Source organism: Alkalihalophilus sp. As8PL (assembly GCF_040939795.1).
Lineage (GTDB): Bacteria > Bacillota > Bacilli > Bacillales > Bacillaceae_D > Alkalihalophilus > Alkalihalophilus lindianensis.
In genome coordinates, this window is the sequence record NZ_CP162551.1 from 3,442,946 (window position 1) to 3,465,603 (window position 22,658).

Annotated in this window: 20 protein-coding genes; 19 read left to right on the forward strand and 1 reads right to left on the reverse strand. The window is 40.1% G+C overall.

Annotation, left to right across the window (positions count from 1 at the left end):
- Positions 1–25 precede the first annotated feature (25 nt).
- From AB3N04_RS18905 to hfq, 17 genes are all read left to right on the forward strand, one after another.
- Entirely contained in the window at positions 26–1,018 is a 993-nt protein-coding gene (locus AB3N04_RS18905; RefSeq protein ID WP_368504110.1) for an exonuclease SbcCD subunit D, read from the forward strand.
- Complete coding sequence (locus AB3N04_RS18910; protein WP_368504111.1) at positions 1,011–2,429, forward strand: AAA family ATPase; 1,419 nt, start codon at positions 1,011–1,013, stop codon at positions 2,427–2,429. The genes AB3N04_RS18905 and AB3N04_RS18910 overlap by 8 nt, the downstream gene beginning before the upstream one ends.
- Before the next feature lie 27 nt (positions 2,430–2,456).
- Positions 2,457–2,708, forward strand: a complete 252-nt coding sequence (locus AB3N04_RS18915; RefSeq protein WP_317122682.1) for a hypothetical protein — start codon at positions 2,457–2,459, stop codon at positions 2,706–2,708.
- A complete protein-coding gene (locus tag AB3N04_RS18920) occupies positions 2,701–3,378 on the forward strand; it encodes an ATP-binding protein (protein ID WP_368504112.1) in 678 nt (225 codons plus the stop codon). The genes AB3N04_RS18915 and AB3N04_RS18920 overlap by 8 nt, the downstream gene beginning before the upstream one ends.
- 163 nt (positions 3,379–3,541) lie before the next feature.
- Complete coding sequence (gene rny, locus AB3N04_RS18925; RefSeq protein ID WP_368504113.1) at positions 3,542–5,107, forward strand: ribonuclease Y; 1,566 nt, start codon at positions 3,542–3,544, stop codon at positions 5,105–5,107.
- Between the two features lie 116 nt (positions 5,108–5,223).
- Positions 5,224–6,018, forward strand: a complete 795-nt coding sequence (locus AB3N04_RS18930) for a TIGR00282 family metallophosphoesterase (RefSeq protein WP_368504114.1) — start codon at positions 5,224–5,226, stop codon at positions 6,016–6,018.
- 184 nt (positions 6,019–6,202) lie between these two features.
- Entirely contained in the window at positions 6,203–6,463 is a 261-nt protein-coding gene (locus tag AB3N04_RS18935; RefSeq protein WP_317122686.1) for a stage V sporulation protein S, read from the forward strand.
- A gap of 300 nt (positions 6,464–6,763) precedes the next feature.
- On the forward strand, positions 6,764–8,506 hold the full coding sequence (locus AB3N04_RS18940) for a 2-oxoacid:acceptor oxidoreductase subunit alpha (RefSeq protein ID WP_368504115.1): 1,743 nt from the start codon (positions 6,764–6,766) through the stop codon (positions 8,504–8,506).
- 1 nt (position 8,507) lies between these two features.
- A complete protein-coding gene (locus AB3N04_RS18945) occupies positions 8,508–9,374 on the forward strand; it encodes a 2-oxoacid:ferredoxin oxidoreductase subunit beta (protein WP_317122688.1) in 867 nt (288 codons plus the stop codon).
- Between the two features lie 152 nt (positions 9,375–9,526).
- Complete coding sequence (miaB, locus tag AB3N04_RS18950) at positions 9,527–11,155, forward strand: tRNA (N6-isopentenyl adenosine(37)-C2)-methylthiotransferase MiaB (protein ID WP_368504116.1); 1,629 nt, start codon at positions 9,527–9,529, stop codon at positions 11,153–11,155.
- A complete protein-coding gene (locus AB3N04_RS18955; protein WP_368504117.1) occupies positions 11,155–11,583 on the forward strand; it encodes a RicAFT regulatory complex protein RicA family protein in 429 nt (142 codons plus the stop codon). Before miaB ends, AB3N04_RS18955 begins: the two co-directional genes overlap by 1 nt.
- A gap of 254 nt (positions 11,584–11,837) precedes the next feature.
- The gene (locus tag AB3N04_RS18960; RefSeq protein ID WP_368504118.1) at positions 11,838–12,413 is read left to right on the forward strand and encodes an outer spore coat protein CotE; all 576 of its coding nucleotides are present in this window, start codon (positions 11,838–11,840) and stop codon (positions 12,411–12,413) included.
- Between the two features lie 161 nt (positions 12,414–12,574).
- Positions 12,575–15,229, forward strand: coding sequence for a DNA mismatch repair protein MutS (gene mutS, locus AB3N04_RS18965; RefSeq protein WP_368504119.1), 2,655 nt, complete (start codon positions 12,575–12,577; stop codon positions 15,227–15,229).
- 15 nt (positions 15,230–15,244) lie between these two features.
- Complete coding sequence (mutL, locus tag AB3N04_RS18970) at positions 15,245–17,128, forward strand: DNA mismatch repair endonuclease MutL (RefSeq protein ID WP_368504120.1); 1,884 nt, start codon at positions 15,245–15,247, stop codon at positions 17,126–17,128.
- A 31-nt stretch (positions 17,129–17,159) separates the two neighbouring features.
- A complete protein-coding gene (locus tag AB3N04_RS18975) occupies positions 17,160–17,942 on the forward strand; it encodes a class I SAM-dependent methyltransferase (RefSeq protein WP_368504121.1) in 783 nt (260 codons plus the stop codon).
- Between the two features lie 17 nt (positions 17,943–17,959).
- Positions 17,960–18,883, forward strand: coding sequence for a tRNA (adenosine(37)-N6)-dimethylallyltransferase MiaA (miaA, locus tag AB3N04_RS18980; protein WP_368504122.1), 924 nt, complete (start codon positions 17,960–17,962; stop codon positions 18,881–18,883).
- 50 nt (positions 18,884–18,933) lie between these two features.
- On the forward strand, positions 18,934–19,161 hold the full coding sequence (gene hfq, locus AB3N04_RS18985) for an RNA chaperone Hfq (RefSeq protein WP_368504123.1): 228 nt from the start codon (positions 18,934–18,936) through the stop codon (positions 19,159–19,161).
- A 37-nt stretch (positions 19,162–19,198) separates the two neighbouring features.
- Here hfq and AB3N04_RS18990 read toward each other — a convergent pair whose 3' ends face one another.
- Positions 19,199–20,209, reverse strand: a complete 1,011-nt coding sequence (locus tag AB3N04_RS18990) for a tyrosine-type recombinase/integrase (RefSeq protein ID WP_368504124.1) — start codon at positions 20,207–20,209, stop codon at positions 19,199–19,201.
- 151 nt (positions 20,210–20,360) lie between these two features.
- Between AB3N04_RS18990 and spoVK the strand changes: the two genes are divergently transcribed.
- Both spoVK and hflX read left to right on the forward strand, forming a co-directional pair.
- Positions 20,361–21,314, forward strand: a complete 954-nt coding sequence (spoVK, locus tag AB3N04_RS18995) for a stage V sporulation protein K (protein ID WP_368504125.1) — start codon at positions 20,361–20,363, stop codon at positions 21,312–21,314.
- A 75-nt stretch (positions 21,315–21,389) separates the two neighbouring features.
- Positions 21,390–22,658: a GTPase HflX gene (gene hflX / locus AB3N04_RS19000; RefSeq protein ID WP_368506102.1), complete on the forward strand. Its 1,269-nt coding sequence runs from the start codon at positions 21,390–21,392 to the stop codon at positions 22,656–22,658.

Sequence of the window (22,658 nt, forward strand, 5' to 3'; positions counted from 1 at the left end):
ATTCTTTTAAAATTTGAGGTGTGCGATGAAATTTTTGTATATAACAGATACACATATACGTGGGACCACTCCAAAGAACAGAAAAGATTCATTTTCAGAAACGTTAGCCGAAAAAATTCGAGAAGTGATTACAATGGCAAACAAGGAACAAGTAGATGTGCTTTTGCATGGAGGGGACGTTTTCGATCGACCTGATTTATCGCCAAATGTTGTTGGCCAATTTGCTCGTCTTTTTATGGAGGCAGAAATGCCAATTTACGCGATTTCAGGTAACCACGATACATTTGGACATAATCCGGATACGATCTCTCGTACGATGCTTGGTCTTTTAGATTCATTTGGGTTAATGACGGTCATACATCCTGATCAACCGGTATTAATTGAAAAGAACGGGCTGCGCATTCAAATATCAGGTCAACCCTATCATTATGATTTAGATCAACGTGATCCAAAGCTTGACTATTACCCGAATAATGACCACAATGCAGATGTGTTAATCCATTTAGCACACAGTATGTTAGTGGAAAAGGCCTTGCCTGAAGGAATTCCTCATACGTTAATTGATCATATTTGGGGAACAACTGCTGATGTCATTTTAACCGGCCATTTTCATGGTGGCTTTGGCTTAAAAGAACGTGATGGAAAATGGATCGGTAACCCTGGGGCGATCGCTCGCGTTAATAATCATTGGTCTGAAATTAACCGTCAACCTCAATATGTTATAGGAACGATTCATCCAGATGCCTCTGTTGAGCTGACCCTTCATCCAATTGAAGTAGCCCAAAAAGGGGAAGAGGTGCTTGATCGTACTTATCTTGAGAAGGCTGTTCATCAAGAAGAAAAGCTACATGAATTTGTGCAACAAGTAAAAGAACACTCCGAATTTAAATCATTAAAGATGGGAGATATTATTGCTGAAATAGCAGCCCTATCTAATGTAGAAGAAAAAGTAAGACAAGAAGCATTGCGTCGTATTACAGTGATTGAAGAAACGTGGAAGGGGGGAGAGGATGAATAACATCGAATCCATTCGGCTAGAAAATTTTCAGTCGCATTTAGACACGACGATTGAATTTGCTGCAGGATTGAATGTGTTAGTGGGTCAATCTGACAGCGGGAAAACAGCGATTTTACGAGCGCTCAGATGGGTTCTTTTCAACCAACCGCGCGGAACCGATTTCGTCAGAGTTGGAGCAGATTTTGCTCGCGTTACAGTACGCTTCACCCATGGAGTGACGATCATCAGAGAGCGGACCACTTCGAAAAATCGATACATAATTAAAGAGGTAGAAAAAGAAGATTTAGTGCTTGAAGGGTTTGGAATTCATGTACCTAAAGAAGTACTGAATGCCCATGGGATGCAACCACTGAGAATTGATCGTGATCACGAGTTAATGATTCACCTCTCTCAACAACTAGATGGTCCATTTTTATTAGAGCAAACAAGTTCGTTGCGTGCGAAAACGATCGGACGAATTAGCGGCGCGCATTTTCTTGATATGGCCATTAGAGATACCTCTAAGGACTTATCAGGTTTAAACCAACGGGTGAAAATAGAAGAAGTGGAATTAGAGCAGTTAAAGCTAGGCTTAGAACCATATCAGGCCCTTGACGCACAAAGAGAAAAGTTAGATGCTACCGCTGTTAAACTCCACGACCTTAAGTTGAAACAGCAACGACTAAGCGAATTAATGCAACTAAAAGAGCAACTTAAAACCGTCCGTGAAGAAAAAGAGCGTGCTACTTTACAATTTGAATTAGTAGAACAAGCTGATAGATGGGAGAAGTCTTGGGATCACATAAGACAATCTTATTCGTATGCTAAATCGCTGCAACATAAACGAACCGACTTAAAAGAGTTCACAAAATCTATAGCGATATGTGAACAATGGATTGAGAAAACAAAAGATGTAACACTTGCAGCAGAATATACGGAAAAAATTGATAAACGAATAAAACAGAAACAAGAGTTAATGAAACGTAAGATCGAAGAGAAAACGATCACTAATCAGCTAACTAAGGTAAGGGAGTTACTCAAAAAAACAGATTTTATTGCGAACCAGGACTGGAATGTACTTGATCGTATTTGGCAACAAGAAAAACGAAAAAATCAACTACATTCGTTAAATGAACAGTTACTTAAAGTGAATGAAGGAGTAACCCATACAAGAAAACTGTTTGATCTTGTGAAACATACAGAAGAAGTGGAAGAAAGAAAAGAGAAGCTTGAGAGTCTGATCAAGCAACAACAATCATTTATGCGATTAAAAAACGAACTAAAAGACGTTCAAGTCCGAATTAATGATGGCAATCACTTTATGGAAGAAAAAAGAAAAGAACAAGAAGAGCTAGAAAAAGAATTCGAGAAGCAGTTAATTCATATCGGCACGTGTCCGACATGTGGAAGCGATCTAAATGCCCGCACGTAAATCATCTTTTAATCTAGGAGGGTTAGTATGAACCACGTTGAACAAGATTTATCTAAAATGAGAAAAGCAATTGATAAAGCTCGTGATATGAGATACCGCGCAGAAGCGAAGCTTGAAGAATTAGAGAATCAGCGAACGAGGCTCTTGAAAGAATTAGAAGACTTAGGTGTAAGTCCTGATCAATTAGATGAAGAGATTGTTCGTCTAGAAAAAGAAATTGATCAATCATTAAGCGATACATGGGCTCTCATTCCTAAGGAGCTTGTTGGAGATGAGTAACCACCTATTGCATGTAGACCAACAGATTAAGTCATTGGAGCATTCTCTGAAGTTGGCGCATGATGAATGGACAAGACAAGACGCAAAACGTCGTTTATTAGAAGAACAACTAAGTAAACGAGAGCAATCTATTCTTGAATACAATGAAACCATTGAAACATACGAAAGAGCAAGGTTGTTATTACAACAGTCTGCAGAATATGCTAGAGAGCAAGCAAAACAGCAAATGGAAACGCTCGTTACGAATGCCCTTCAATATGTATTTGGACCACTATTTTCATTTCAGATAGAGATTGAAGAACATGGGAACAAGGCTGTAGCAGAGTTTTATGTTGTGTCCGATTATGAAGGAATAAAAGTGAAAACGAAGCCTCAAGATTCAAGAGGGGGCGGGGTCGTTGATATTGTGACACTTGCTTTACGTGTTGCTCTAATGGAGACGATTCAGCCAAAAGTAGAAGGTCCTCTTTTATTAGATGAGCCGGGAAAACATGTCTCGGGGGAGTACATTCATTACTTATATGAATTTTTAAAATCATTAAGTACGATGTTCGGTCGTCAGATTATCATGATCACTCATAATCATCATTTAGCAGAGTCTGGTGACATAGCTTATCAGGTGTCGATACGTGATGGGATCAGTGAAGTCATGGAGATTGACAACACTTGACATCACGCGAGGCGAGCCTTACAATTAGGGAGAATGCGGTAGATTTTTTTGTCATATTATTTATTCCGCAGCCACTTTGTATACACTAGTATGCATCTTTAAATTAATGAAAGTATGACACAATTGGAACCAACAATTAGATAGCAAGGGGAGGTGAAAGAGTATGGAAAGTATGGTTATGTTCATCTCCATTTTGCTTGTTGTCTCTGCAGTAAGTGCAGTTGTTGGATATCTTGTTAGACGATCCATTGCAGAAGCGAAAATTTCTAGCGCGGAACATGCAGCAAAACAAATTGTTGAAGATGCGAGACGTGATGCTGAGGCGAATAAAAAAGAAGCAGTTCTTGAAATGAAGGATGAAGCTCATAAAATTCGCATTGAAGCTGAACGTGAAATTCGTGAACGAAGAAATGAGATTCAAAAACAAGAGAATCGTTTGGTTCAAAAAGAAGAGATTCTTGACCGGAAAAGTGAAACCTTAGATAAGAAAGAGGAGTCTTTGGACAAGAGGGAGGAGTCTCTCACCAAAAAACAACGACAAGTTGAAGAGATGGATAGCAAAGTGGAGGAAATCTTGAACAAGCATCAAGCTGAGCTTGAGCGAATCTCTGGATTTTCTCGGGAGGAAGCGCGTGATGCAATTCGTACCGAAGTGGAGCAAGAGCTTGCTCATGAGACGGCACTTATTGTGAAAGAGCGAATGGCACAAGCAAAGGAAGAAGCAGATAAGAAAGCAAGAGAGGTATTATCTCTTGCAATCCAGCGTTGCTCTGCTGATCACGTTGCAGAAACAACCGTATCAGTTGTCAACTTACCGAACGATGAAATGAAGGGTCGTATTATTGGACGTGAAGGTCGTAACATCCGTGCACTTGAAACATTAACAGGGATTGACCTTATTATTGATGATACACCCGAAGCGGTTATTCTATCCGGATTTGATCCAATTCGTCGTGAGATTGCCAGGACAGCTCTTGAAAAACTTGTACAAGATGGTAGAATTCATCCAGCTAGAATCGAAGAAATGGTCGATAAATCAAGACGTGAAGTTGATGAAGCGATTCGTGAATACGGAGAGCAAACGACCTTTGAGATGGGTATTCATGGTCTACATCCAGACTTGATCAAGATTTTAGGTAGACTTAAATTCAGAACGAGCTACGGTCAAAATGTGTTGAAGCACTCTATGGAGGTGGCACATTTAACTGGTCTTATGGCTGCTGAATTAGGAGAAGACGTTAAACTAGCTAAACGAGCTGGATTGCTTCATGATATCGGTAAAGCGATTGACCATGAAGTGGAAGGTAGCCATGTTGAAATTGGCGTTGAGCTAGCTACGAAATACAAGGAGCATCCGGTTGTAATCAATTCGATTGCTTCTCACCACGGAGATACAGAAGCGACTTCTATTATTGCGACACTTGTTGCAGCGGCTGATGCACTATCTGCTGCGAGACCAGGAGCGCGTCGTGAAACTCTCGAAACGTACATTCGTCGTTTAGAGAAATTAGAAGAAATCTCTGAATCGTTTGAAGGTGTGGAGAAAACGTATGCGATCCAAGCAGGTCGTGAAGTGCGAATCATGGTTCGACCAGATGTTGTAGATGATACGAGAGCACATAAATTAGCTCGAGATATCACGAAGAAAATTGAAGATGAACTTGACTATCCAGGACATATTCGCGTTACCGTTATACGTGAGACTAGGGCAGTTGAGTATGCAAAATAAAGTGGCGTTATGCCACTTTATTTGTTTTTGTCTAAAGATGCAAGTGACTAGAAAGAATGCTATCATTTACATATGATTATTTATAACGTGTGTGCAGAACACAAAAAGGGGTTATTATGAAAATTTTATTTATTGGCGATGTTTATGGTGCGCCGGGTCGAAAGATGATTGATGAATATGTACCAAAATTAAAGCAACATTATCGACCAATGATGACGATCATAAATGGAGAAAATGCAGCATCAGGAAGAGGGATTACTGAAAAAATTTATAAAGGGTTCTTATCTGCAGGAGCACAAGCAGTCACACTTGGGAACCATGCATGGGACAATAAGGCGATTTTTGAGTTTGTGGACAAAGCAAAAGCTCTTGTTAGACCTGCGAATTTCCCAGAAGGTACACCTGGTGTTGGCTATACGATCGTAAAAATTAATCAATTAGAAGTGGCTGTTGTAAATTTGATGGGAAGAACCTTTATGCAGCCAATGGATTGTCCGTTTAAAAAAGCAGACGAGATTATCGAAGAAGTATCAAAACGTACATCCATTATTTTTGTCGATTTTCATGCAGAAGCGACAAGTGAGAAACAAGCGATGGGCTGGTATTTAGATGGTCGAGTTACGGCTGTAGTTGGAACACATACTCATGTTCAAACAGCAGATAACCGTGTACTACCAAAAGGGACGGCTTTTATGTGTGATGTTGGGATGACTGGACCGTATGACGGGGTATTAGGTGTCGATAAAGAAGCGGTGTTGTATAAATTTCTAACGTCTATGCCTGTAAGGTTTGAAGTTGCGGAAGGAAGGGAACAATTAAGTGGAGTGGTGATTGATGTTGATCCCAAAACAGGACTAGCAAAATCTACTGAGAGAATTCTTATTAATGAGGATCACCCATTTTACCATTAGAAGATGTTTGCTCCCTTCTTCAATCAATTTGTTAAAAGAAGGAATAAGTGTAGAGTTGAAGAAATACGTATGAAGTAGAGCATCATCTTGTACAAGGCTAGGTGCTGAGATTTAAGTAACTAACTGTTCATCATCGTCTGTGAGGCTAGAACCTAAATGAGACACGTATGAGGAGGTACAAGAAATGGAAGTATTAAAAGTTTCAGCAAAATCTACACCAAATTCTGTAGCTGGCGCTCTAGCCGGTGTGATCCGTGAAAAAGGTTCTGCAGAAATCCAAGCAATCGGAGCGGGTGCTCTTAATCAATCGATTAAAGCTGTTGCCATTGCTCGAGGTTTCGTAGCTCCAAGTGGAATCGACCTTATTTGCATTCCGGCATTCACGGACATTCAAATTGAAGGGGAAGAACGTACGGCGATCAAGCTTATAATTGAACCAAGATAAGTGGATGGCTCCCTTAAGGTAAGACAAGTTAAAAATGCTCACACTTCGGTGTGAGCATTTTTTTGTGTGTAAAAGGGGCTGTGAAGCATGTCAAGAAAAGACGAAAAAACTTGCTTTTTTCTGTGAGAAAGACTATCATTATGACGTTTGAGAGTATCAAGGTGATAGACTTTTCAACAAGTAGTAAGTCTATTAAAATACTCGGAATTGTGATACAATATAACGATTATCAGCATGCACAATATGTAAATGACATAAACAGACATAGATAGAATGGCGAATGCCAAAGGAGTGGAGTAGATGAGAAACCAACTATCATGGAAAGTTGGAGGACAACAAGGTGAGGGAATTGAGAGTACGGGAGAGATTTTTGCAACTGCACTAAATCGACTAGGATATTACTTGTATGGGTATCGTCACTTTTCATCTCGTATTAAAGGTGGGCATACGAATAATAAGATTCGTGTAAGTACTTCACCATTAAATTCGATTTCAGATGACCTCGATATTTTAGTTGCTTTCGACCAAGAAACAATTGATGTAAATATCCACGAGTTAAGAGAAGAAGGTGTCGTGATTGCGGACGCCAAATTCAATCCGAGCTTACCAGAAGGTAGTGTCGCTCGTTTATTTGTAGTGCCTTTCACAGAAATTGCCAATGAACTAGGGACTTCTTTAATGAAAAACATGGTGGCTGTCGGGGCATCAAGTGCGATTTTAGGACTTGAACCTGAAGAATACCGTGAAGTAGTGGAAGAGATTTTCCTGAAAAAAGGTCAAGCGATCGTTGATAAAAATATGGATGCGATTCGTGCAGGCTCTGCTCATTTTAAAGAAGAGGCAGCTGGGGATCTTCCAAACTTACAATTAGAAAAAGCAGATGGTCAAAAGCGTATGTTCATGATTGGGAATGATGCAATCGGTATGGGCGCAGTTGCTGCAGGTAGCCGTTTCATGGCAGCTTATCCTATTACTCCAGCATCTGAAATCATGGAATATATGATTAAGAAGCTTCCTGAGTTCGGTGGGACAGTTATTCAAACAGAAGATGAGATTGCCGCTTGTACGATGGCGATCGGTGCTAACTATGCTGGTGTTCGTTCGTTTACTGCATCTGCAGGGCCAGGACTATCATTAATGGCTGAAGCAATTGGATTATCTGGAATGACGGAAACACCACTTGTCATTATGGATACACAACGTGGGGGCCCTAGTACGGGTTTACCTACAAAACAAGAACAATCTGATTTAATGGCGATGATCTTTAGCACACACGGTGACATTCCTAAAATTGTTATGACACCGAGTACTGTTGAAGAAGCATTTTACGATACGGTAGAAGCATTTAATCTAGCGGAGGAGTATCAGTGTCCAGTTATTATTGTAACGGACTTAGCTTTATCGCTTGGAAAGCAAACTGTAGAGCCACTGGACTTTAACCGTGTAGAAATTCGTCGTGGAAAACTAGACATAGCTGCTGAATTGCCTGAGAGAGAAAATAGTGCTTATTTCAAGCGTTATGAAGTGACAGAAGATGGCGTTTCTCCTCGTGTTATTCCAGGTATGAAAAATGGAGTGCATCACGTGACGGGCGTTGAGCATGATGAAACAGGTAAGCCTTCAGAGAGTCCTGAGAACCGTCAAGCCCAAATGGATAAACGTCTGCGTAAAGTGAGCAACTTACCTAGTCAGTTTAAAGACCCGTTGTTTGTTGACGCGAAACATGAAAATGCAGATCTACTAGTAATTGGTGTGAACTCTACTCGTGGTACAATTCAAGAAGCTATGCCGCGTCTTGAAGAAGATGGAGTAAAAGTGAACCATGCACAAGTACGTCTCTTGCACCCGTTCCCAGCTGATGAACTTAAGCCTTTAATTGATCGTGCTAAAAAGGTCGTTGTTGTAGAAAATAATGCAACCGCACAGTTAGCAACGATTATTAAAATGAACATCAATACTGATAAGATTGAAAATCTATTAAAATATGACGGGAACCCGTTCCTACCAAATGAATTACATCAATCATGCAAGGAGTTGGTCTAAGATGGCGACATTTAAAGAGTTTCGTAATAAAACCAAGCCGAACTGGTGCCCTGGTTGTGGGGATTTCTCTGTACAAGCTGCGATACAGCGTGCTGCTGCAAATGTTGGCTTAGAGCCAGATAACCTTGCTGTCGTGTCAGGAATCGGATGTTCAGGTCGTATTTCAGGTTATATTAATGCTTATGGTCTTCACGGGGTACACGGACGTGCGCTTCCAATTGCCCAAGGGGTAAAGATGGCTAATAAAGATTTAACAGTCATCGCTTCAGGCGGAGACGGTGATGGATTTGCGATTGGTATGGGTCACACCATCCACGCGATCCGTCGTAACATTGATGTGACGTACATCGTCATGGATAATCAAATTTATGGTTTAACAAAAGGTCAAACATCTCCGCGTAGTGATGTTGGATTTAAAACAAAAAGTACACCTAATGGTTCGGTTGAATCAGCTCTAAACGTAATGGAAATGGCGCTAACTGCTGGTGCTACATTCGTTGCCCAAAGCTTCTCAAGTGATTTAAAAGAGCTTACGGCCCTAATTGAAGAAGGCATAAATCATAAAGGGTTCTCTTTAATTAATGTGTTTAGCCCTTGTGTAACATTCAACAAGGTAAACACGTACGATTGGTTTAAACAAAATATCACAAAGCTAAGTAATGTTGAGAATTATGATGCAGCTAATCGTATGACGGCTATGCAAACATTGATGGAGCATAACGGTCTTGTGACTGGATTGATTTATCAAAATAAACAACAACCATCTTATCAAGAATTAATAGAAGGTTATTCAGACCAACCATTAGCAACACATGATCTCTCACTTGATGAAGAGAAGTTTAATAAAATGATGGCTGAATTCATGTAAGTCAATGAGGGTCTAGCATATGCTAGGCTCTTTTAATTTGAACCTCAGCGGCTGTGTGGTTGTCAAACAAGTTTCATTGTTTTTCATCCGAAACATCCGTATAATATAAAATGGAATGTTTCTGTTCGATTCAGGTGGAAGGAGATTGTGCAATGAATGAAGATCAGCGTCTAGGACGCTTAGGAAATACTGAAGGTAAATCCGAAGGGAACGTAAAATCCTCAGACGGACAAGCCAAAAAAGACTATAGCAAGTATTTTGATTTTTCCAATGCGAAAATTATTTCAGAAGAAGATAATAAAAAGGTTATTCGTATTCAAGGCCGTGAGATCTCGATTACCGACCAGCCTGATTATAAGCAAGGAAAACGTCGCGGTAAGGAAGATGTTCAAGTTCTAAGACCAGATGACATTATCCCTGTAGAGATGCAAGGGATTGGGAATGGGAAGAAATTTCATATTCGTACGTACGGATGTCAGATGAATACTCATGATTCAGAGAATATGGCAGGATTACTTACAGAGATGGGTTTTGTCCAAACGGATGATACTCAAGATGCAGATGTCATTTTACTAAATACATGTGCAATTCGTGAAAACGCAGAAAACAAAGTATTTGGTGAAATTGGTCATTTGAAATCTTTGAAAAAAGAACGTCCAGAAGTTATTTTAGGTGTTTGTGGCTGTATGTCACAAGAAGAGAATGTCGTGAATCGTATTATGCAAAAACACCAGCATATTGACATCATTTTCGGAACACATAACATTCATCGTCTGCCACACTTACTTCAAAACGCCTTATTCGGAAAAGAAATGGTGATTGAAGTTTGGTCAAAAGAAGGCGATATTGTTGAAAATATGCCTCGTAAACGTGAAGGGAAAACGCAAGCGTGGGTTAACATTATGTATGGTTGCGATAAATTTTGCACATATTGTATCGTTCCTTACACGCGCGGGAAGGAACGCAGTCGCTTACCTGAAGATATTATCGCTGAAGTACGTGAGCTTGCAAGAAATGGCTATAAGGAGATTACGTTGCTTGGTCAAAATGTTAACGCATATGGAAAAGATCTTAAGGATCGAGACTATCGACTTGGACATCTAATGGATGATATTCATAAGATTGATATTCCACGTGTGAGATTTACAACAAGTCACCCAAGAGATTTTGATGATCACTTAATCTCTGTCCTATCCAAAGGTGGAAATTTAGTAGAGCATATTCACTTACCTGTTCAACATGGTAACTCGGACATCCTTAAATTGATGGCCAGAAAGTACACCAGAGAACAATATATGGATCTTGCTCACAAAATTAAAATGGCGATTCCAAATGCATCCTTTACAACTGATTTAATTGTTGGCTTCCCAAATGAAACGGAAGAGCAATTTGAAGAGACGTTATCTCTTGTTCGTGAGATTCAATTTGATAGTGCGTTTACTTACATTTACTCACCACGTGAAGGGACACCAGCGGCTAAAATGAAAGATAATGTCCCAATGGAAGTGAAACGCGAAAGACTAGCGAGATTAAATGCTTTAGTGAACGAAATTTCAGCGAAAAGAAATCTTGGCTACCAAGATCAAATTGTTGAAGTGCTAGTTGAGGGTGAAAGTAAGAAGGACCCAGCTGTTCTAGCGGGGCGTACACGTACAAATCGTCTAGTTAACTTCAGAGGCCCTAAGTCAGTAATTGGTGAAATTGTTTATATTAAAATAAATGAAGCGAAAACATGGTCCTTAAGTGGGGAAATGGTTGAAAATGCGGAGGTGCACGTCTAATGACTGCGACATATACAAGAGAAGATATTAGAATGAAAGCAAAAGAATTAGCAAAAATGATGGCTGAAACAGAAGAGGTTGATTTCTTTAAACAAGCTGAGCTTAAGATTAACGAACATTTACGTATTCAAGAGTTAATTGCTGAAATTAAAAAGCTCCAAAAAGAGGCTGTTAACCTTCAACACTATAACAAATCAGAGGCCTTAAAAGAAGTTGAACAAAAGATTGATGCTCTTCATAAAGAAGTTGACGATATTCCGCTTGTTCAAGAGTTTAAACAAAGTCAAATTGATGTGAATGAACTTCTTCAAATGGTATCAAAAACGATATCGAAAACAGTTACTGAGGAAATCATTACCTCAATGGGTGGCGATGTATTAAAAGGAACGACAACAAAAAATCCATACTTTGACGGTGGATGTCAATAATGACGTAACCCTATGTTTCCTTGAGAAGCATAGGGTTTCTTTTTTATGAAGAAATGATTGATTTCCTGTACTAAAAATGCAAGCTTCCTCATAACGTTGTAAGGAAAGAAGGAAAAGGACTTATCTTAGGTTTTGCACACTCGTTTATAAGCCTGCATAGTATGGGCATGAAAGAAAATGGGGGAGTTAGAGTAGGCATTAGCCGACACGAACGACCACCAAGGGACGGATAAGAGAATAGGAGGTTCAATTACATGGCACAATCAAGCAGAGATGGAATGTATCGTGAAATTATTACAAAAGCGGTGTGTGGTAAGGGGCGTAAGTTTTCTGAGGCGACTCATAAAATTAAACCTGCACATAAGCCTTCAAGCATCTTAGGGTGTTGGATTATTAATCATAAGTATGGGGCTGCGAAAAAAGGAAGTAATGTCGAGGTAGAAGGAAGCTATGATATTAATGTATGGTTTTCCTATAACGACAATACAAAAACAGAAGTTGCAACACAAACGATGACGTATACAGATGTGATTCCGCTATCCATGCAAGATGAAAATGTTCTATCTGATGAGATGGAAGTGTTCGCAAAAGCCATTCAACAACCTAATACATTAGAAGCGACCATTTCTGAAAATGGCGAACATGTGAATGTAGAAGTAGAAAGAGAATTTGTTGTTGATTGTATCGGGGAAACAAAAATGGCTGTAGCCGTTAATCCTGATGGAATAATGGAAGAGTATCATAGTGCATCAGATGATTTTGATGAAATTAGTGACGAGGAATACGAAAAGTTAGATCCGAACTTTTTACACAAAGAAATGGATAATTAATAGAAAAAAGTCAGAAAGAGTCCTCTTTCTGACTTTTTTCTATTTTGATCATTACATATAGTTACAGAGTCTACTATGGATGCCTAAGGTGAATGGGTGCGAGCAGATGTGGGGCTATGTTATAATAGAAGAGAATGTTTTTAGGACGGTGGAGGAGAAAAATGGCACAGCTTACCCCAATGATGCAACAATATGTAGACATTAAGGCACAACATCAAGATGCCTTTTTATTTTTTCGTTTAGGTGATTTTTATGAAATGTTTTTTGATGATGCCAAAAAGGCTGCTCAAGAATTAGAAATAACATTAACAGGCAGAGGGCAAGGAGAAGAGCGCATCCCTATGTGTGGTGTTCCTTATCATTCTGCCGATCAATATATGTCACGGTTAGTAGAGAAAGGCTACAAAGTGGCCATTTGTGAGCAAGTAGAAGACCCTAAGGTGGCTAAAGGGGTAGTAAAACGTGAAGTCGTTAAAATGCTAACCCCTGGAACGATCATGGAAGGGAAAATGATTCGAGAAAAAGAAAATAATTATTTAGCTAGCTTTACCCTTTTTGAAGATGAGTCGATGGGAATTGCTCGTTGTGACCTCACCACTGGTGAAGGGGCCGTTACGCTTATTCAAGGTGGAGCAGCGGAACTCATTCAAGAACTGAGTGCAACCGGTGCAAAAGAGCTAGTAGTCTCAAAAGAGGTAAATAGTGAACTACTTCAAGAGCTTGAGAGGACATTAGCTGTTACGATTTCTTATGAAGAAGAGGCAGAACTAAATGAACGCTATGTTCATCTCGTTAAAGAGCTCACTCAATCAAAATTAGTCACAACGTATGCAAGGTTATTACAATACCTTATCCGCACACAAAAACGGTCGCTTGATCATCTTCAAAAGGTGGAGTGGTATCACGCAGAAGAATATATGAAACTAGATCTTCACTCAAAGCGGAATCTTGAATTAGTGGAAACATTACGCGAAAAGAAAAAGAAAGGGTCTCTATTGAGTATTGTCGATCACACGGTAACGGCAATGGGCGGACGCTTAATTAAGCGTTGGATTGAACGACCTCTTCTTAATGAATCGGCTATTGAAGAGCGGCATCAGGCGGTTACGGTGTTTCTAGAGGATTATTTTGCTAGAGAAGAGTTACGTGATGAATTAAGACAAGTCTATGACTTGGAGCGACTAGCTGGTCGAATTGCTTACGGGAATGTTAACGCAAGAGAATTAATTCAACTTAAAAAATCATTGCAGAAGATCCCGTTAATCGAAGAAATGGTGACAAAGCTTGACCCTTCGTTTCAAGAGCGTTGGTTCCATGATCAAGCGCCCTTTGAGGATTTAATTGATTTACTTGAGCGAAGCATAGTCGACGATCCTCCTACTTCCATTAAAGACGGTGGAATGATCCAAGAAGGATTTCACGGTGAACTTGATACGTACCGCGATGCAAGTGTAAACGGGAAGAAATGGATCGCGGAACTTGAAAGAAGAGAAAGGCAAGAAACAGGAATCAAGTCTCTTAAAGTGGGCTTTAACAAAGTGTTTGGATACTATTTAGAAGTCACACGTGCGAATCGTCACCTGCTCGAAGAAGGAAGATATGAGCGTAAACAAACGCTAACGAATTCAGAACGATTTGTCACCCCTGAATTAAAGGAAAAAGAGGCATTAATTTTAGAAGCGGAAGAAAAGATGGAACAGCTAGAGTATGATTTATTTGTGATGATTCGTGAGCAAGTTAAAGAATACGTACCTCATCTGCAATCGCTTGCCCATAAGATTAGTGAAATTGATGTTCTTTTAGGATTTGCTACAGTTAGTGAAAAGCAACATTATACAAAACCAACCTTGCAGCCGGTCGGTGATGTCTTTATTGAAGGTGGGCGTCACCCCGTAGTAGAATCGGTCATTCCAAAAGGGGAATATGTCGCAAATGACGTTAAGCTTCACCCTGGACGGGAAATGCTGCTCATAACGGGACCGAATATGGCTGGTAAAAGTACGTATATGCGTCAACTGGCCTTGCTCTCTGTAATGGGTCAGATTGGTTGCTTTGTCCCCGCAGGCCGTGCGGAGTTGCCGATTTTTGATCAGATTTTTACTAGAATTGGTGCTGCAGATGATTTAGCGAGTGGCCAAAGTACATTTATGGTGGAAATGCTTGAGACGCAGTATGCTCTTGCAAAGGCAACTGAATGTAGCCTTATCTTATTAGATGAAATAGGGCGAGGGACCTCGACGTATGACGGGATGGCACTTGCACAAGCGATTATTGAATACATCCATGATGAAATCGGCGCAAAAACTTTATTTTCAACGCATTATCATGAGTTAACGGCCCTTGCGGATCAATTAGAACATGTCCAAAATGTTCATGTATCAGCTGTAGAGGAAAATGGAACGGTTGTTTTTCTTCATAAAGTAATTGATGGTCAAGCAGACCGTAGTTACGGTATTTATGTAGCTCAGCTTGCAGAGCTGCCTAGAATGGTCACGGACCGGGCAGAAATATTATTACGTGAGCTTGAAGGTCAGAAACAACCATTGCCGAATGTAATCGAACGTTCTATACAAGAGACACAGTCACAAGAGACACAGTCGCCTAACCAGGACGAAGTGAAGGAACCTCAGAGACAATTATCCCTATTTGGTGAAGAGATAACGGCTGAAAATAGGAAAGCGCAACAAAGCAAACCTAAAAAGCTAGATTCAAGAGAACAGCAAGTCATAAAGAAAATTAGTGAGGCGGATTTATTAAATTTATCACCGTTTGAAGTGATGAAATTAATCAATGATTGCCAACAACAACTGAAATAGAGAGGAGGAGAATCGATGGCTCAAATTGTAAAGCTAGATGCCTTTTTATCCAATAAGATTGCAGCTGGTGAAGTGGTGGAACGCCCCGCCTCGATTGTAAAAGAGCTTTTAGAAAATGCACTCGATGCGAGCAGTACAAATATTTTAATTGAGGTGGAAGAAGGTGGGTTGTCATCGATTCGCATCCTTGATAATGGAGATGGGATCGAAGCAGAAGATGTCGAGACTGCTTTTTACAGACACGCGACTAGTAAAATTAAGACGGATCGCGATCTTTTTAAAATTCGTACGCTAGGGTTTCGGGGAGAAGCACTACCAAGTATTGCATCTGTATCGCATTTAACGATGAGGACGTGTACAGGAGAAGGGGCTGGCGTTGAACTGAACCTTGAAGGTGGGCATATTCAATCACGTCAAGCCTCCAAAACAAGAAAAGGGACAGAAGTTATCGTTAAAAACCTGTTCTACAATACACCGGCACGACTAAAGTACTTAAAAACGGTTCATACTGAAGCGGGTCATATTAGTGATGTTGTGAATCGTTTAGCGCTTGCTCATCCTCATGTTTCAATGGCGCTTTATCATAATGGCAAAGAAGTATTGAAAACGAGTGGAAATAAGGATTTAAGACAAGTGATCGCCTCCATCTATGGACGCAACGTAGCAAAGGAAATGGTGGAGGTCCATGGTCGTTCGCTTGATTACACCGTTTCAGGCTATGTTGCTAAACCTGAAGTAACGAGAGCATCACGCCAATACATGTCACTGTTTATTAATGGCCGCTATATTCGGAACTTCCACCTTGCCAGGTCGGTACAAGAAGGGTTTCATACGTTGCTACCTATTGGACGTTTTCCTGTGGTAGTGATTCGTATTGAAATGGACCCGACCTTGATCGATGTTAACGTTCACCCTTCAAAATTAGAAGTGCGCCTTAGTAAGGAAGAGGAACTCTCTAGCTTAATTACTACAGCGATTCAATCGGCATTTAAGCAAGAGACGCTGATACCAGAGGTTCGTCATAAGAAGCCTGAAATGAAGCCGATACAGGAGCAATTACCTTTTGATACAGATACCACATCAAGCAATCGATCTGAATTGGAACCGAAGCAGGAACGAATGCTTGCTAGAGAACACACAATCAATGAAGATTCTCCAAGTGAGAAGAAGGAAGCAAAGCCTGTTAATGATGGCAAAGAGAGTAGTGAGGCTACTGATGGTCAATCTTTGGATCAGGTTGAGTCACCACAAGTAAAAGAGGCCCCAGTTGAAGCCGATCCATTACAAGTTGAGGAAACGGTAAAAATGAATTCACCTCGTGTTCCTGTTATGTATCCAGTCGGTCAAATGCATGGCACCTACATTGTTGCTCAAAACGAAGACGGTATGTATTTGATCGACCAACATGCAGCTCAAGAGAGAATTAAATACGAATATTATCGTGAAAAAGTCGCTCAGTATACAAGAGAAACGCAAGAATTGCTCATCCCGATGACGATTGAGTGTACGAACCAAGAAGCGATTGTGATCGACCAACATATAGACGATTTAAGGCAAGTAGGGGTCTTCCTAGAAGATTTTGGGACTAGAACCTATATAGTACGCTCTCATCCTACCTGGCTGCCGAAGGGTCTTGAAGAAGAAACAATTCGAGAGATTATTGATCATCTTTTCACTTCATCAAAAATTGATATTAAGCGTTTAAGAGAAGAAGCGGCTATTTTAATGTCCTGTAAAGCATCGATTAAAGCAAATCGTCATTTGCGCCAAGATGAAATGTTTGCTCTGCTGGAGTCTTTAAGAAAGAGTAGTGATCCATTTACATGTCCACATGGTAGACCGATTATTGTTCATTTTTCATCTTATGAGCTTGAGAAAATGTTTAAACGAGTGATGTAGCGGACGATAATGGTGAGGAAGAGGAAAATAGATGATTGTAACAACAGCTAGGAAACAGGCAAGTCGATTAGAACAAAAAGCAAAAGAAGTAGCGAATAAGTTGAGTTCTTTATTTATAGAAAGAAAAGACGCATCCGTTACGGACATGATCAAACGTTATCAAACCAATGTGATCGTCGTTGGAAAAGGTAGATTGACACTTTATCCAGCCGATAATGGTGATCCCTTTTTTTATCATCCTAGTTCGGCAATGTTTAGGGTGAAGCAATGGAGTAGGGGTGGCTCTGATCCTTTCATTGACGTAGCCGCTCTAAAAAAAGGCATGAGTATGGTCGATTGTACATTAGGTCTAGCATCAGATAGTTTAGTTGCTAAGTTAGCCGTGGGAGTTAATGGACGTGTGATTGGGCTTGAGGCAAATCCTGTAGTTGCTTACATTGTGCAAGAAGGATTACAGACGTGGCAGGAAGGTAGCAAGGAGATGATTCAAAGAATGCGAGAAATCGAAGTTATTCACATACATCACCTTACTTATCTGCAGTCAGCCGAGACGTCATCAATCGATGTCGTCTATTTTGATCCGATGTTTGAGGTTCATGTTGAAACCTCTACAGGAATTAAAGGTTTAAAGTCAATTGCTTGTCATGATGATTTGAATGAAGAAATTCTCTATCATGCAAAAAGAGTCGCTAAGTCACGTGTGGTAATAAAAGATCATTGGCAAAGTGAGCGATTTGAACGATTTGGATTCAATCAGGTAAAGCGGCAGCATGCAGCATTCCATTATGGATCTATCGATGTTAGCACGAAATAAGGTAGAAGGAGTATAGGATGAAAGAGAAGTTAATTGCGATTGTGGGGCCTACGGCAGTGGGGAAAACAGCATTAAGTATTTATCTGGCTAAAGCCCTTAATGGAGAAATTATTAGCGGAGATTCAATGCAAGTTTATAAGGGTATGGATATAGGGACGGCTAAAGTAACCAAAGAAGAGCAAGACGGCATCCCTCATCACCTTATCGATATTAAAGAGCCGACTGAATCGTTCTCCGTAGCAGAGTTTCAAGAATTGTGTCGTCCTTTGATTTCAGACATTACTAAAAGAGGGAAGTTACCCATTTTAGTTGGAGGCACCGGCTTGTATGTGAATGCCGTGACTCATGGGTTTGGGTTTGCTGAAAGTCCTACTGACGCCGAATATCGATCTCAACTTGAGAGAGAAGCTGAAATGAAAGGGAAAGACGTGCTCTATCAGCGCTTAATGGAGATTGACCCTAAAGCATGTGAAAAAATTCACCCAAACAATCTTCGTCGAGTGATCCGGGCACTAGAGGTGTATCATGTAACTGGGGAATTATTCTCTGTGCAACAAACAGAAGAAAAACAAGAATCTCTGTATAATTTAGTCATGATTGGGTTAACAATGGAGCGTGAGCATCTTTATCAAAGGATCAACAAAAGAGTTGATCAAATGGTAGATGACGGCCTGATTCAAGAAGTTCAATCTTTCTATCAGCAGGGACTTCGCGATTGTCAATCGATTCAAGCGATCGGGTATAAAGAATTGTATGATTATTTCGATGGGCGCTGTTCACTAGATGAGGCGATCGATGCGCTGAAACAAAACTCAAGAAGATATGCGAAAAGACAGCTTACGTGGTTCATGAATAAAACCAATGCAACATGGTATACCGTCTCGATAGATGATCCAAGTCAACATTATCAAGAGATCGTACAATTTGTTGCAGGAAATTGATTAATGAACTCGAATTAACAAGGATAGAGATATATAGAGGAGGATTTTCAATGAAGCAATCGATTAACATCCAAGATCAATTTTTGAACCAGTTACGTAAGGAGAATATTTCAGTCACCGTCTTTTTATTAAATGGGTTTCAATTACGAGGGCATGTAAAAGGATTTGATAATTTTACGATCATTCTTGAATCTGAAGGTAAACAGCAGCTTGTTTACAAGCATGCGATTTCTACTTTTGCCCCGCAACGTAATGTTTCTTTAAAATCAGAAGAATAAAATAGATCTTATAATAATGATAAAAGCTTTGGACATATCAAATGTCCAAAGCTTTTTTGGATAGGAGCTCTTCTTTTTCTTCAGAGGTCATTAGTTCAATCGTGAGAAGATAACGATTGAAGGACAAGGCTGACTTGAGACCGAGTTGCTGTTGTAATGTAAATGGGTCGAATCCCTTCATAAGCATTCTTAAAATAAACGTATGCCTTAATTGCTGTGCAGAAAGACCCTTGCGTAATCCAGCTCGTTCCACCTCTGTTCGAATCATCTTCTGAATTGCTATCTCAGTTAATCGTTTTGGCTGGTCCTCTTCATAAGACCAGCGGTAAGTACCTCGTTGAAAGTCAAAGGCAACAAAAAAGAAGTCGGTGCTAAATAACCTTGGTCTAACGGGTTCAGGTATTTGTTTGAAGTATGTATAAGCTAGCTGCTTATGTTCAGGTGATAAACGAACAATTCGAGAAATCCCTTTTTCAGAACGAATTCTTAATTCATTCCGTTCAAAGCGTACATCTGAAGTTGTCAGGGATGCGACTTCGTGAAGGGAACAACCATAATGAAGAAATAGATGCACCATGAATTCATTTCGGTCGATTAACATAGGTCGACCTTTCATTTGGTTATCTGTCAGACCTTCAAACGATCGAACAATTGAAAGCAAACGGTCTGCTTCTTTTTCACTTAACCATTCACTACGTTTTAAAGGGGTCAAAATGAGTTCAGGTTGACTGTAATGTAGGATGGCGTGTGTCTGAAGTTGTCCTTTTTTTATATAAAAGCGTGCTAATTGCTGAAGAACGGAATAAACTCGCCTTGTTGTACGTATTTTGTAGGAACGTTGTTGAATCAGTTCATCAAAAAAGTCGGTAATATCTAGATCAGTGAGTGATGCCCACCGTTGATACGTTAAAGTAGATCCATTTTGTTCATACCAGTGGAGGAAATCAAGGAGGTCGTATCGATAACGTTTGATAGTGGTTGGCTTTCGGCCTTTTTCATGTAAAGAATCAAGGTATTCTTCTACAAAAACGGGCATTGAATCTGACATATCCTACACCTCCTTATTTTATCTATCAGTATAGCAAATTTTTAGTCTATTTACTTTTTTAACTAGGCATTTGTCACACATTTCTTGTGTGCTGCGTATGAATATAAGAGAAAATGGTTTCGTCGAACTCGGTAATAAAGGGGTGGTATCGATGAATGACCGAGTCAATACGAGAAAGAACGGAAGAATTAATGTTGTTTTAAATCATAATCACACCACAACTCATAAAGAGTCAGAATCTCTTTTTAAAACGGAGCTTGAAAGACAAAAACATGAGGTGTTGGATCGTTTTGAGAAAGAGTTAGAAGAGTATGTAGGTTTAAATGAAGTAAAGAGGCTGATCAAGGAAATTTATGCTTGGCTCTATATCAATCAATGTCGGAAAGATATTGGCTTAAAAGCTTCAAAGCAAGTGTTGCATATGATTTTTAAAGGGAATCCTGGTACAGGGAAAACAACGGTTGCTAGAATTATCGCTTCTTTTTTTCATGAGATGAATGTGTTAGCGAAAGGGCAATTAATTGAAGTGGAACGAGCTGATTTGGTAGGAGAGTATATTGGACATACAGCGCAAAAAACAAGAGAAGTCATAAAAAAAGCAAACGGTGGCGTGCTATTTATTGATGAAGCGTATTCTCTATCGCGGGGTGGCGAGAAAGACTTTGGTAAAGAGGCCATTGATACGTTGGTGAAAGCGATGGAAGACCAACAACATGAATTCGTCTTAATTTTAGCAGGATATTCTAGAGAAATGGATTATTTCCTCTCGTTGAATCCGGGACTCCCCTCACGTTTCCCTATCGCAATAGATTTTCCGAACTATACATCAGAAGAATTAATTGAAATGGTACGGCGTATGGTCAATGAACGCGAGTATGAACTGACCGCTGAAGGCGAGCGTCATGTGAAGGAACATTTGCGCAAGTTGAAAATGGAACAAGAAAAAACCTTCAGCAACGGCCGATATATCCGGAACATTGTCGAAGAAGCGATTCGTATGCAGGCGGTGCGTCTACTAAAAGAAGGAACATATGACCGGGAATCCCTTGTGACGCTCATGAAAGAAGATTTCAATTTTGAAGCATCTCATGTTAAGCTAAAGTAATGAAGAAAAGCCGAGTAAGCGTTCTCGGCTTTTTAGGTGTGACTATTTTCAAGATGAGCTAAGGATGTGGCGATTGTGCAAGATGTTAAACAAAGAGAAGTGGAACGCGTACTCTTAGTAGGCTGTCAGGTTAATCGTAGTGATGAAGAGTTTCAGCAATCAATGCAAGAGCTTGAAAGTTTAGCTAAAACGGCTAAAGGCGAAGTGGTGGGTGCCGTTACCCAAAAGCGTGAAAAGGTTGAATCCTCCACATACATAGGCAAAGGGAAAGTCCAAGAGTTAGTGTTATTAATAGAGGAAACATCAGCAGACATTGTGATTTTTAATGATGAACTCCAATCAAGCCAAATGCGTAACCTTCATTCTCACTGTAAGGTGGCAGTGATTGATCGCACACAACTTATTTTAGATATATTCGCATCACGTGCTAAATCTCGTGAAGGGAAATTGCAGGTGGAATTAGCCCAGCTTAAATACCTCCTTCCACGTCTATCTGGACAAGGTCTTGCCTTATCAAGACAAGGTGGGGGAATTGGGACGAGAGGTCCTGGTGAAACCCAGCTTGAAACAGATCGTCGTCATATTCGCAGACGAATGACGGAAATTGAGCGACAGTTGGAAGCGGTTGTGAATCATCGTGAGAGGTATCGTGAAAAACGGAAAAAGAACTCCGTTGTTCAGCTTGCACTAGTCGGGTATACGAATGCCGGAAAATCAACGCTTTTAAATCGCTTAACGAAGGCTGATACGCTAGAAGAGGATCAGTTATTTGCGACACTTGATCCTACAACGAGGCAGATGCAGCTACCAAGTGGTTTTTCAGTATTACTCTCAGATACCGTTGGGTTTATTCAAGATTTGCCAACGACTCTTGTTGCTTCTTTCCGTTCAACTCTAGAGGAATTAAAAGAAGCAGATCTACTCCTTCATGTGGTCGATTGTTCTCATCCTGATTATGAGCAGCATGAAAAAACGGTGATGCGCCTTATTAAGGAGCTAGGGGCCGAGTCAATTCCGCAACTGATCATTTACAATAAATCAGATCGTAAAATAGCTGAGTTCATTCCTGTTTCTTCAAAGGATTCGATTGAAATGAGTGCATATAATGAAGAAGATCTACTCGATCTCAAGCGTGAAATTGAACACTCTTTAAAAGAGATAATGATTCCTTACCGAGCGGAGATTAAAGCAGATGAAGGTCAAATTCTAGCTGCTACAAGAGCAGAAACGATGCTATCAAGCCAGAAGTTTGATGAAGATGAAGAAGTGTATCATATTGAAGGACATGCCTTAGAGGAGACAGCGATTTATCAACTATTAAAAGAAAGATCAAAAAAGGAGTAA